Raw genomic sequence first — 13034 nt, forward strand, 5'->3', positions numbered from 1 at the left:
GCTAAGCTATCAGCTCACCACATTCAGACAGGACTTTTCCCGACTGGCAAAAGAATCCATTAAGTTACTACTGAACCATATTCATCATCAGTCGTCTAATATTGTGAAATTAATGATATCAACCGAAATAATAACAAGAAAAACCACACGCTAACGCGGCTATCTATAAAAGCAAATATCACCTTAGCTTATTCTGAACTTACCAAAGGATAATAACATTCCACTACAACAAACCATGGATGTTAATATTTAAGTTGCACCAGTGGAGAAGCTAGAAAGCATGCATTTTCCAAGTTGGCGCAGTTTATAAGCCCTCTGATATTTTTACTCCCCTATACAATCTGGTCTACACTTTTCCGCATATCCAGCATACAGTTTTGATGAACAGCCAAACTTGACTTATTAAAACCGCATGCTGGCTCATCTTCTCCACCTTTCTCCTTATATAGTAATCCTTGACCAATCAAAAAGGATTGACGATACGGGGGAGTTCACAAGCCATGAAACCACTTTCTTGTTTTTACTCTTTTTTTTCCAGCGCTCTTCTTTTACTTGGCACATTCCTTATTCCTGATGCAGTCATCGCCAAACAGCTGTCAGCAGCACCCAAGCCTCTCGCTATTTCTTCACAACAGCTAAAAAAAACCATTCCGATAGAACAGTTAATCACTCAAACCCGAAAAGGACACGGGGAGATCACCATCCAGTCTGCGCGGCAAACCCATCTTGACCAAAGACAGGTATTTGTTATCGATTTTATCGACCTTGGTGGTGAATTGCAGCGAGTTATATATGATGCCATTACCGGCAAGGAGCTGGACCAGGTTCCTATGAAAGATATCCTGCCCATTGAAAAGATTATTGTGAAAGTTCTGGATCGTTACAAAAACGCTCAAATCAAAAGCAGTCGCCACAGCCTTCAGGATGGCAATCAGGTGGTGATCATCGACCTTATAGACGCAAAGAATAAGCGATGGGTCATCACCGTCGATGCCCATACCGGGATGCTTATCACAGAGTACATGTACAACCTGAAACCGAAGGGCAGGCAGCTGTCTCTCATACATATTATTGAAAAAGCACGGGAACACCAAAAAGGACTCATAGTCCTCAGAACACGGCAGACCATTTTCAATAATATTCCTGTACGGGAACTGACCGTACGGGATCAACATAATGTTCGCCGCAGAATGATATTCAATGCCCAGTCAGGGGAGTTACTCAGTAACAAACCTATCACCGGCTACCATTATTAAACACAAATAAAAAGGCTTTTTCTATAAACCCGTTGAGAAAGGAGGAATTCCCCTGAACATACGCCAGCCTTTACCAGGCAAGCATATAGCACAACCCAGTCGTACTTCCACGTAACATCCACCCCTATATCTGCATCACTCTCTGCGCAAATACAAAATGTATAAGACACTCAGTGATCGAAATACTAACCGGAGGATAAAGAATCAGAATAACACCCAATCACATTTATCAACACACTCAAAAGCCCCCCTATCTCAGACATGGACTAAAATAAAACCTTATTTTTAGGGTCGATCATGAATTTCAGAACAAAGCATTGACCCGGCTCAACTTATTGTGTTGTTCAGTCTGGCTAAAATGGCAGGGTAATTATTATGCGGGTTGTTATTTCGCTTGGAGACAGTGCTTTTTTGCAAAAGAGCCAGCCCCTTAAGGTTCATCTATTGCAAAAAAGCATTCAACTGGCGGCCAGTGCCGTTGCCAAAATAGCGGGTATTCATCAGTCTATTATTTTACATAATAACGGTCCGCAGATAGGCATGCTTACTTTAATGCACAGTTCGAGCGAAGAGCTTAGCTTGAGTTCTGCGGATGTTATCGGTGCCCAAAGCCGGGGGGTAATCGGTTTATGGCTTGAACAGGAATTACGGAACAGTTTGCCTGACAACACTGTTTGCAGCCTGATCAACCTTACGGCCATTGACGCCAATGACCCGGCATTAATGGAACCTACGCTGTACTGTGGCCCTGTGTATACACGAGTACAGGCACAACTTGTGCAAGAGCAGAATCCTGGTTGGAAATTGGTGAAAGATGGCCAATACTACCGTCGGCTCATAGCAACTCCAGAGCCGAAAGAGATCATGGAGCTGCCAGTTTTAAAGCAGTTGATAGCCTCTGACCGTACAACCGTCATATGCGGTAGCGGTGGAGGTTTACCTGTGTGCAGGAGCGATAGCGGCCAGATTCATGGCATTGAGGCTGCTATCAACCAGGATCAATCAGCTGCACTGATAGCAGAAGGTATAGAGGCAGATGCATTATTGCTGCTATCAGCCACTGAAGCGCTAGCTGAACCCGTTGAAACCGCACAGCCCAGATTAATTAAGGCTGTAACACCGGAAAAACTGGTGGCTGCCGGGTTTACTCACCCTGGCATTAAAGCCAGGATTCGTGCTGCCCGGTATTTTATAAGCAGCACTGCCGACACCGGTCGCCTATGCGCTATGGGCAGCCTGTTTAATGCCATGGATGTTTTATCAGGAACCTCTGGCACCCGTGTGGCCAACGATGTTCAGGATAGCATCACTTACTACTAGTACGTATGTAGTAACTATGAGTTTTTTTATGCCAGTGCTCACAGAATCGTCCTATCTGTCAGCCACGCAGTAACAGGCAACGCCTGTCAATACTTTCAGGGCGTCAGTACTTTTTATTGCCATGAAAAATATGGCTATCAAGGTGCTGACACCATATCAGGAATCCTTTAGTAGTACAGAGGAGCAGCAATGCCCCAGAGTCTATTGCGATACACCAACATTCTCAGCATTGTTGGTGACCTCATTCGCGTTCATGTACCCGACCTGACCCAGGGCAACGCCCGGGCCAACTACGGCGACCTGGCCCTGATCGAGCAGAATGGGCAGGCCTACTCCATGGCTCAGATCATCAAGATCGACCGTGAAGAAGTGTCCCTGCAGGTATTCGCAGGCACCAAAGGCCTTTCCACCGGTGCGTCTGTGTGCTTTATGGGTGAACCCATGAAAGCCACCTATTCACCGAATATTCTGGGTCGAATCTTCAACGGTGCCGGTGAGCCTATTGATGGCGGCCCAGCCCTTGAACAGGATCCCAAGGTGGAAATTGATGGGCCTTCCGTCAACCCTGTTCGCCGGGTTCTAGCTTCCCGTATGGTAAGAACCAACGTTCCTATGATCGATGTGTTCAACACCCTGGTTGAATCCCAGAAGATTCCTATTTTCTCTGTGGCCGGTGAGCCCTACAACCGGTTCCTGGCACAGATTGCCATCGAAGCAGAAGCTGACATTGTAGTGTTCGGCGGCATGGGCCTGATCTTCGACGATTACCACTTCTTCAAAACCGAATTTGAAAAAGCCGGTGTATCTTCCCGTACCGTTATGTTCACCAACCAGGCCTCCGACCCTACGGTTGAACGTCTGCTGACGCCTGACATGGCGCTGGCTGTTGCTGAACACTTTGCGGTGGAAGAAAGCAAGAAAGTACTGGTTCTGCTCACCGACATGACGTCCTATGCCGACGCCATGAAGGAAATCGGTGTAGCCATGGACAAGATTCCTGCCAACCGGGGTTATATGGGTGACCTGTACTCCCAGCTGGCCCGTCGTTATGAAAAAGCCTGCGACTACAAGGGTGCTGGCTCCGTGACCATTCTGGCCGTGACCACCATGCCGGGTAATGACGTGACCCACCCGGTACCTGACAACACCGGCTATATTACTGAAGGCCAGTTCTACCTTCACGATGGCCTGCTGGATCCATTCGGTTCCCTTTCCCGTCTGAAGCAAATGGTTCAGGGCAAGGAAACCCGGGATGACCACAGCACCATCATGAACACCATGATCCGCTTCTACTCTGACGCCGTAAACGCCCAGCAAAAGCAGGCAATGGCCTTCGAACTGTCCAACTACGACTTGAAAACCATCAAGTTTGGTGACCTGTTCAAGAAGCGCTTTATGGCTCTTGACGTGGTACTCCCTCTGGAAGAAGCGCTGGATCTGGGCTGGCAAACCATGGCGGAATGCTTTGAGCCTGAAGAAACCCTGATCAAGCAAAGCCTGCTGGAGAAGTACTGGCCCAACAAGGCACAGGTCGGCGTTCAGGAAGCCGCTGAAACAGCTGAGGCATAAACCATGGCCAAGGTAGCCCTCAATAAAAGTTCGCTTAACAAAGAGAAGCGCAGCCTTAAGACGTTTAACCGCTATCTGCCGGCACTGGAGCTGAAACGCCAGCAGCTGATGGCTGAACGAAAGAAGGCAGAAGAGGCACTTGCCGAGACCCGTGAGCACCTGACAAACGTCGAACGTCTGGTACGGGAACAGCTACCCATGCTGGCCCGTGATGATGTTTCCATAGAAAATCTGGTGCGCGTAACGGATGTCAGACTGACCAGCGAAAACATCGTTGGAACCAATGTGCCCCTGGTGGAGCATATTGAGATCAGCCTCACGCCTTACAGCGATCTGGCCAAGCCTCACTGGGTGGATTATCTGGTGGAACTTCTGCAACAGATGGTACGACTGCGAGTCGAGTTACAAGTGCGCGAACTTCGCCACAGGGAACTCGATAAGGCAACCCGTACCACCTCACAGCGAGTTAACCTATTCTCCAAGGTTCTGATTCCTCAGACCAAGAAGAACATCCAGAAAATCCAGATCTATATGTCAGACCAGGACCGTGCGGGCGTGATGAACGCCAAGCTGTCGAAAGGCAAGGTTCTGGCTCAGGAAGCCAGGGGTGGACAGTAAGCAGAAATCAGCCGGCGACACGGGTCAGATACCCTGTGCGATCACCGGCTGACAACTGATAACTGAAATTAATATGGCTATAAAACGACTTAAAAAGATCACCCTGTACGGACCTGGCGAAGATAAAAACCAGGTTCTGAAGGGATTGCAGGCACTGGGCTGCATGCACCTGATCCCGCTCACTGAACAGACGCCGGAGTCCTCCCTGCGCCTGCAGCCAGCGGAAGTCAGCGAAGCCCTGACCTGGCTGGAACGCTGCCCGAGACAACGAAAGCAGGTTCGCAGAAAAGAAACCGCCAGTATTGATGGTATCGTCAAGGACGTGCTCGCCAACAAAACAGCCATCCGCGACTTATCAGATATGCGCGACAGGCTGGAAGAGCGCATCCGGGAAGTGAGACCCTGGGGTCATTTCACCTTCCCGGATCTGGCCGACCTGAACGGTCAGCGGCTCTGGTTCTATGTGATCCCCCACGGAGAAATGGCGGCTCTTGACGACATTGAACTCCCCTGGGAGATCATTCACAAAGATCATAAAGACAGTTATGTCATTGTGATTGCCAGTGAAGAACCTGCTGAAGACCTGCTGCCGGTTCCACGCTCAAGGGTGGGTAAATACCCCCTGTCCAAGCTGGAAACCATGCTGGAAGAGTCAGAGTATCGTCTTGAGGATTTAAACGCCGAAAGAGAAGCCCTGACCCGCTGGAGCTATCTGCTGAACCAGGCGCTGGCTGCCCGTCAGGACAGTGCTGCCCTGGAGCAGGCCAGCAACAGCACCCAGGATGAAGATCAGTTCTTCCTGGTACAGGGCTGGGTACCCGCCACGGAGCAACCTGCCGTGGAAGCCTTTACGGCCAGCAACGGCATTGCAGCTGTGATTGAAGAGCCCTCTGAAGAGGATAACCCACCCACCATTCTGGATAACCCGGAAAGTACCGGTGGTGGTGCCGAAGCCATGGCCTTCTTCCAAATGCCAAACTACCGTGCCTGGGACCCCGGTAATGTGGTGTTCTACTCATTCTCATTGTTCTTCGCAATGATCATGAGTGATGCCATGTATTGTGCCCTGTTCGGACTGATTCTGCTGGCCATGCGGAAAAAGCTGACCGCCACGGACTCCGGCAAACGCCTGATGAACATGGGGCTGTTTATGTCCGGTCTCGGTATTGTCTGGGGTGTTCTGATTGGCAGTTACTTTGGGGTAGCCCCTGATCCCGACGGTGTTCTTGGCACGGCTGCCGTTCTTGACCTGAACGACTATGGCGCAATGATGAAGCTTTCTGTCTTTATCGGTGTTGCCCATCTGGTAATTGCCAACCTGGCAACGGCCTGGGTCAACAGGTCGAGACTCTACGCCCTGGCACCTTTGGGTTGGTCCATTCTTATGGCTGGCGGCCTGGGTCTCTGGCTGGGAACCACAGGTACACTGGCTGAAGTATGGAAAACCACCCTGGGCCCCGGTCTGATGATCGGTGGTGGCCTGCTGATTTTCCTGTTCACCAGTACCCGTCCGCTTCAAAAGGGGTCTGACCTGCTGTTGCGTATGCTGGATGGCTTAAAGGCCGTCTACAACCTCACCAGCGCCTTTGGTGATGTGTTGAGCTACATGCGTCTGTTCGCACTGGGACTGTCTGGCGCCTCCCTGGCCATGACCTTTAACGGACTGGCCATGGATGTTCTGCATGCCATGCCAGTGCTGGGTGTACTGTTCTGCGGTTTGATACTGCTGCTGGGCCATGTCCTTAACTTCGCCCTGTGCCTGATGAGCGGCGTGGTTCACGGCATGCGTCTAAACGTAATTGAATTTTTTAACTGGGGCCTTTCCGAAGAAGGCTATCCCTTCAAAGCTTTTAGTAAAAAAGAGGACTGACAATGGAAGATCTGATTATTGCCCTGGGCTGGCTCGGCGTTTTTGCACCTGTTGCCCTGGGAGCCATGGGTAGCTCTATCGGCTGTTCTGTGGCGGGCCAGGCCGCCTGTGGTGCAATGCTTGACGTCGAAAGCGGCTACGGCAAATTTGTAGGTCTCTCTGCAATGCCATCCTCCCAGGTTATCTACGGCATCGTCATCATGTTCACCCTGAGCGGTATCGGTGTAAGCCTGTCCAGCGCCCCTGGCCTGTTCGGCATTGGTCTGCTCACCGGCTTTGCCCTGATGTACTCCGCTATCTACCAGGGCCAGGCTGTTGCTGCCGCCATCAACGCCTCCAAGAACAAGCCGGAAGTATTCGGTCTGTCCATCGCACCTGCTGCGATCGTTGAGGGCTTTGCGGTATTTGCCTTCGTATTCGCTCTGGTAATGGGCCAGGGTATCGTCGCTTAATTCCTGCAGTGAAAGCATCGCTTTCATTATACGGTAACTTAAGCAGCGGTGAGGGCCATCCAGAGACAGTGATGGCCTTCACTGAGGCCCTTATTTATTGAACAGGATTTTGACATGACTGTTGCAATCACACCCGAAGGAAAAACGGTTTCCGTCGGAGTCCAGGAGCTTATTGAAAAGCTTCGCAACCAGGGCGTACAGAACGGCCGTACTGAAGCTGATAAAATCATCAGCGAAGCAAAGGCAAAGGCCTCTCTGTTGATCAGGGAAGCTGAACAAAAAGCAGACACCATCGTTGGCAAAGCCCGGGAAGAAGCGGACTTTATCACCAAGGCTGGCACAGAAGCCCTGCAACTGGCTGAACGCAATGCCATCCTGGAACTGAAAGATTTTCTGCTGGAGAAATTCTCCGAACAGATTCGCGCCGTGGTCAGCAGCTCCATGGACAACGAACTACTGCTTGAAAAAATGATCGTTGAAGTCGCTGGCGAGAACTCCCTGCGCGGTGAAAAGAACGTTGAAGTGGTTCTGCCTCGCAAGGTCATTGGCGTTGATGAACTCCGTGAAAATCCGGAACTGCTGAAAGAAGGTGGCATGCTGGACTTCTCCATGGATCAGGCCAGCACCATGTTGCAGAAAGGTGTCACCTTTGCTGTTGGCGCTGAAAACCAGACTGGCATCAGCTTCCGCCTGAAAGACAAGGACATTGAAGTGGAACTGTCCGAAGAGGCGGTTTCTGCGGTTCTGCTGCGCCACCTCCAGCCACGCTTCCGCGCTCTTCTGGAAGGCATAATCAAGTAAGATGTCAGCTGGCAGTTGGCAGGTTTACAGAGCCTGTTAACGTTTTTCGCATTAACAGTGGCTTCTGCTCACTGCCTGCTGCTCTCTTAATGGAGTAAGTTATGGCTGAAAATGCCTACTATACCTTGCTGACATCGCTCCCCCATATTGATTCGCTGTTTGACAGCAAGATAACCCCGATCTCCCGCATACAGCTGGATCGTCGTTTATCCATGCTGTCCCGGGATGACCGCGAAATGCTGATCCAGGTAGAACAGCTCATGCACTGGAGCCACCTGGACGACGATGTCAATGAAGCCGCTTTAATCAAGCTGGCTGCACGCCTGATATCCGACCTGCCCAGTGAATCCCTGCGCGATCTGGTTAATTGGCGTCTGGATATGCGCACGGTTATTGCTGCCCTCAGACGCAAAATGCGTGGAGACCAGGCACCCACCACCGCTCGCTGGAGTTATGGCACCCGATACGCCTACATTCGCCGCAACTGGAGTTCTCCCACACTGGGCCTGCAGAATGCCTTCCCCTGGATACTCAATGCTGTGGAATGCCTGGATAAAAAGGATTACGCCGCACTGGAAAAAATCCTTCTGGAAGCCGTCTGGCGCAAACTGGATGAAGTAAGCAGTCGCCACAGTTTTGATTTTGAGGCAGTGGTCATTTACCTGCTGCGCTGGAACCTGGTGGCTCGCTGGACTGCCTATAATGGCGAACAGGCGATTACCCGCTTCAAGGAACTGACGGAATTGGCGCTGGGCGATTTTGCAGCACAGCTTCCGGGCTCTCCAGCCTGAATTTTTTGCCCTGTTTGCCAGCCCGAACGGGGGCAGGTAAATAAGCATGAACTATCACGGTTACACTGATGAGTGAACAAACAAGTACGGATCTGATGCAACAGGCAACGGCTCGAGTCGTTGCGGTAATGGGTGATATCATTACCATCGAAAGCATCGATAGCAAAGGCAATACCAGACCTCTGGTAAAGAACGAAGTGGTTTATGTTCTGCCCAGCCGTCGTGCCAACGAAAACGTTGAAGAGCAGCTGATGGCAGAGATTCTCCGGGTACGGGGTAACACCGCCGACATCCAGGTTTATGAAGAAACCCGGGGAGTGGCTGTTGGCGATCTGGTGATACAAACCGGAAAGATGCTTTCCGTGGACCTGGGCCCCGGTATTTTGGGTCAGATCTATGATGGACTGCAAAACCCACTGGAACGACTGGCTGGCCTCCACGGCCGCTTCCTGCAACGAGGCGTTCAGGCTGAGTCCCTGGATCGCACCCAGAGCTGGGCATTCACAGCCACGGCTAAAATTGGCGACAAGCTTCGCGCTGGCGAAACTTTTGGTACCGTACCAGAAGGCCGTTTCACCCATAAAATCATGATTCCATTCGACACCGAAGGTGAAGTGGAAATCGTCTGGATTCAGGAAGGCAACTTCTCTGTGGACACTGTGGTTGCAAGGGTTAAAAATGAGCGCGGTGAAGAAATTCCACTGACCATGTATCAGCCCTGGCCTGTTCGTAAGTCCATTTCTGAAACCCTGACCAAAAAAGGTAAGACTGCCCGTCATTACCCAAACAGTCCGCTGATCACTACCCAGCGCATCGTTGATACCTTTTTCCCCATTGCTCGGGGCGGAACCGGCTGTATCCCCGGACCTTTCGGCTCCGGTAAAACTGTACTCCAGCACTCCTTCTCCCGTTACTGCAACGCCGATATCGTTATTGTAACGGCCTGTGGTGAACGTGCCGGTGAGGTTGTGGAAACCATTGAAGAATTCCCGCACCTGCAGGATCCTTCCACTGGCGGAGCCCTCATCGACCGAACTGTTATTATCTGTAACACCTCCTCTATGCCGGTAGCGGCCCGTGAAGCCTCCATCTACACCGGTCTGACCCTGGGTGAATACTACCGTCAGATGGGCTACAACGTACTGGCCCTTGCAGATTCCACTTCCCGCTGGGCTCAGGCTATGCGTGAAACCTCCAACCGTCTGGAAGAGATTCCAGGGGAAGAAGGCTTCCCGGCTTACATGGACTCTGCCATCAAGGGCGTTTACGAACGCTGTGGCGTCATCACCAACGAAGAGCAGGAAGAAGGTTCCCTAACCATGGTGGGCACCGTCTCCCCCGCTGGCGGTAACTTTGAAGAGCCTGTCACCCAGGCCACCCTGGGTACGGTCAAAACCTTCCTGGGCCTTTCCTATGACCGGGCCTACAAGCGCTTCTATCCGGCCATTGACCCACTGATTTCCTGGTCCCGTTACCTGGATCAACTGTCTGACTGGTACAGTGAAAACCTGTCCTCAGAGTGGGTAAGTACCGTTAAGGAAATGCAAGCCTTACTGGTTCGCGGTGACAGCATCAACCAGATGATGCAGGTTACCGGTGAGGAGGGTGTCACCCTGGAAGACTATGTCACCTTCCAGAAATCCCTGTTCCTGGATATGGTGTATCTGCAGCAGGACGCCTTTGACGATGTTGATAGCAACTGTCCAATGACTCGCCAGAAGAACAGCTTTGAGCTGGTCACCAGCCTGATCCATGAGAAATACCAGTTCGACAACAAGGAGGTTGCCCGGGATTACTTCGTGAAGCAGACCGGTCTGTTCAAGAACCTGAACTACTCCCACGATGGCTCTCCCGAGTACAATAGCTATATGGCCAAAATTCAGGAATTAAGAAATCAATATAGCGCCAGCGCGCTTGCTGCTTAATATCTGAAACACGTCCACACCCAAAAGCTGCCTTAGAGGCAGCTTTTTTATACCTGCTTTTCTTGCAAGCAAATAAAACTCTGCTAAAAATTCTTCCTAAACTCTCGATATCAAAAACATAGCCCTCATTGATATAAGCCTTAATGCAAAATTGTGCATTCATAGCAGTTTACGCCAATAAGCTACAAACAAGCTTTTTGACCAGATACTCCATTAAACCGTTAACCTTGTAAAAACAAAGGAGATCTCTTCGTGACAACAAAACCTCAAATAAAATTTATACCACTCATTTTGCTATCTTGCCTTCTGGCTATATATTGCCTGCCAGGCTTTAACCTCTTTAAAACCTCCTCATTTTTTGCATCAGCCGACCCACTGGGCAATTACCCCTTAGCTGCTGGCAAGTTCGAAGAAGAAGATGATGATGATGACGACGAAGAGGACGATGACGGAGCTTATTATGACGAAGACCGGGCAGATAGGGACGAAGAAAGCGATGAAGGGGACGAAGAGGAAGGTGAAGGTGAAGAAGATGATGAGGATGAAGATGAGGACTATGACTGATTAACCATTCAGGAAACATACAGGCATTGACATCGCCCCCACTACCACGGTGAAAAGGCTGAGCCTTGGGGTCATTACGCGAAAGGGACACGGCACCTGCCAGACGATCTATTTAAAACGATTATGCCAAATATTATTTGTTGTCAGAAAAATTCATTGCCACTGAGTTAATGCAATATCTTAACCCTGAGGGCTCTGGCCCATCATTAAATACATGCCCCAGATGGGCATCACAGCAAGAGCAAAGCACTTCAACCCGCTTCATCCCCAAGCTGTCATCTTCGCAGTAGGTTAAGGCATCGCTGGCAGCCGCCTCCCAAAAACTGGGCCAGCCACAACCTGCATTGAACTTGGCAGAAGAATCAAAAAGCACCTGATTACAACAGGCACAGCAGTATAAACCGTCCTTATCAAATGGCTCATACTTTCCGGAAAAGGGGGCTTCAGTGCCTTTTTGCCGACAAACCCGGTATTGCTCATCCGTTAACTCTCTACGCCACTCCCTGTCTGTTTTCTTGACTGTCATAATGCATCAACCTCAAAAAGGCATCATAATGTAACAACTTGGAACCTATTTAAAAATAATTTCTTCTTCCAGCCAAGCACTCTCTGGAAAAGGTCTTTGGACGCACCATCATGATCGATGTCGAGAAATCTCTGAAACTGGCTAATGTATGCTATGACATCCGGGGACCTGTCCTTCGTGAAGCCAAACGGCTTGAAGAAGAAGGTTCGAAAGTCATCAAGCTTAATACTGGCAATCCTGCTGCCTTTGGTTTTGATGCCCCGGAAGAGATCATTCAGGATATGATCAGAAACTTACCCCGGTCACAAGGTTATTGTGATTCCAAGGGACTGTTTTCAGCGCGCAAGGCCATTATGCAATACTGCCAGCAGAAGCAGTTTCCCGAAGTCACCCTCGAAGATATCTTTATTGGCAACGGTGTCAGTGAGCTTGTTGTTATGGCCATGCAGGGCCTGCTAAACAATGGCGACGAAATGCTCATACCCGCCCCGGACTACCCATTATGGACCGCTGCGGTTAACCTCTCAGGAGGAAGGGCTGTTCATTATCTCAAGGATGAACAATCTGGCTGGTGTCCTGACATTAACGATATCCGCAGCAAAATCACTGCAAAAACCCGCGGCATTGTGGTCATCAACCCAAACAACCCCACAGGTGCAGTTTATCCTGAGGAGATACTGACCCAAATTATTGACATCGCCCGGGAACACCACCTGATTATTTTCGCCGATGAAATCTATGACAAAATCCTCTACGACGGCACCCGGCATACCGCTCTGGCCTCGCTAACCGATGATGTACTCTGCATCACCTTTAATGGCTTATCAAAATCTTACCGCGCTGCCGGTTTTCGTGCAGGCTGGATGGTTGCCAGCGGCCCCCGTCACCAGGCAGTTGATTATATGGAAGGCCTGGAAATGCTGGCGTCTATGCGACTGTGCGCCAATGTTCCCGCCCAGTTTGCCATTCAAACAGCCCTTGGAGGCTACCAGAGCATTAATGACTTAACACTGCCTGGAGGACGGTTATGCGAGCAACGGAACAAAGCCTGGGAAATGCTTGAGCAGATACCGGGGGTCAGCTGTGTCAAACCTAAAGGCGCACTGTATGTCTTTCCTAAACTGGATCGAAAACGCTTTTCAATAAAAGACGATGAGCAACTGATACTGGATCTGTTATTACAGGAAAAGGTCTTGCTGGTTCAGGGACGGGCATTCAACTGGACCACCCCTGATCATTTGCGGATTGTTACCCTGCCACGGGTTGAAGATATCGAGGATATCATTACCCGCCTTGAGCGTTTTCTCAGCAAGTACAGGCAATAATAAGCGTTGGAACCCGC

The 13034-nt window shown here is 50.3% G+C and carries 12 protein-coding genes; 11 read left to right on the forward strand and 1 reads right to left on the reverse strand.

Translation table 11 applies throughout. The features are described 5' to 3' along the window. Window positions 1-500 precede the first annotated feature (500 nt). The 10 genes from MJ595_RS22250 (at window position 501) to MJ595_RS22295 (ending at window position 11166) form a co-directional block, all read left to right on the forward strand. Window positions 501-1256, forward strand: coding sequence for a hypothetical protein (locus MJ595_RS22250; protein WP_263080338.1), 756 nt, complete (start codon window positions 501-503; stop codon window positions 1254-1256). Between the two features lie 375 nt (window positions 1257-1631). Further along, window positions 1632-2576: a carbamate kinase gene (locus MJ595_RS22255; RefSeq protein WP_263080340.1), complete on the forward strand. Its 945-nt coding sequence runs from the start codon at window positions 1632-1634 to the stop codon at window positions 2574-2576. A gap of 189 nt (window positions 2577-2765) precedes the next feature. Then, window positions 2766-4145 carry a V-type ATP synthase subunit B gene (locus MJ595_RS22260; RefSeq protein ID WP_263080341.1) on the forward strand — a complete coding sequence of 460 codons (1380 nt, stop codon included), beginning with the start codon at window positions 2766-2768 and terminating at the stop codon, window positions 4143-4145. A gap of 3 nt (window positions 4146-4148) precedes the next feature. Next, entirely contained in the window at window positions 4149-4763 is a 615-nt protein-coding gene (locus tag MJ595_RS22265) for a V-type ATP synthase subunit D (RefSeq protein WP_263080342.1), read from the forward strand. Window positions 4764-4836: 73 nt separating this feature from the next. Further along, window positions 4837-6633, forward strand: coding sequence for a V-type ATP synthase subunit I (locus MJ595_RS22270; RefSeq protein ID WP_263080344.1), 1797 nt, complete (start codon window positions 4837-4839; stop codon window positions 6631-6633). Between the two features lie 2 nt (window positions 6634-6635). Next, window positions 6636-7085: an ATP synthase subunit C gene (locus tag MJ595_RS22275; RefSeq protein WP_263080346.1), complete on the forward strand. Its 450-nt coding sequence runs from the start codon at window positions 6636-6638 to the stop codon at window positions 7083-7085. A 114-nt stretch (window positions 7086-7199) separates the two neighbouring features. Beyond that, complete coding sequence (locus MJ595_RS22280; protein WP_263080348.1) at window positions 7200-7886, forward strand: ATPase; 687 nt, start codon at window positions 7200-7202, stop codon at window positions 7884-7886. A 101-nt stretch (window positions 7887-7987) separates the two neighbouring features. Further along, complete coding sequence (locus MJ595_RS22285; RefSeq protein ID WP_263080349.1) at window positions 7988-8677, forward strand: DUF2764 domain-containing protein; 690 nt, start codon at window positions 7988-7990, stop codon at window positions 8675-8677. Window positions 8678-8745: 68 nt separating this feature from the next. After that, on the forward strand, window positions 8746-10602 hold the full coding sequence (locus MJ595_RS22290) for a V-type ATP synthase subunit A (protein ID WP_263080351.1): 1857 nt from the start codon (window positions 8746-8748) through the stop codon (window positions 10600-10602). Between the two features lie 252 nt (window positions 10603-10854). Beyond that, on the forward strand, window positions 10855-11166 hold the full coding sequence (locus MJ595_RS22295; RefSeq protein ID WP_263080352.1) for a hypothetical protein: 312 nt from the start codon (window positions 10855-10857) through the stop codon (window positions 11164-11166). Between the two features lie 133 nt (window positions 11167-11299). Here MJ595_RS22295 and msrB read toward each other — a convergent pair whose 3' ends face one another. Further along, window positions 11300-11695: a peptide-methionine (R)-S-oxide reductase MsrB gene (msrB, locus tag MJ595_RS22300; protein WP_263322569.1), complete on the reverse strand. Its 396-nt coding sequence runs from the start codon at window positions 11693-11695 to the stop codon at window positions 11300-11302. A gap of 107 nt (window positions 11696-11802) precedes the next feature. Here msrB and MJ595_RS22305 point away from each other — a divergent pair, with 107 nt between their 5' ends. Then, window positions 11803-13017, forward strand: a complete 1215-nt coding sequence (locus tag MJ595_RS22305) for a pyridoxal phosphate-dependent aminotransferase (RefSeq protein ID WP_263080354.1) — start codon at window positions 11803-11805, stop codon at window positions 13015-13017. Window positions 13018-13034 lie beyond the last annotated feature (17 nt).

Origin of the sequence: Endozoicomonas sp. Mp262 (assembly GCF_025643335.1) — a bacterium.
Lineage (GTDB): Bacteria > Pseudomonadota > Gammaproteobacteria > Pseudomonadales > Endozoicomonadaceae > Endonucleibacter.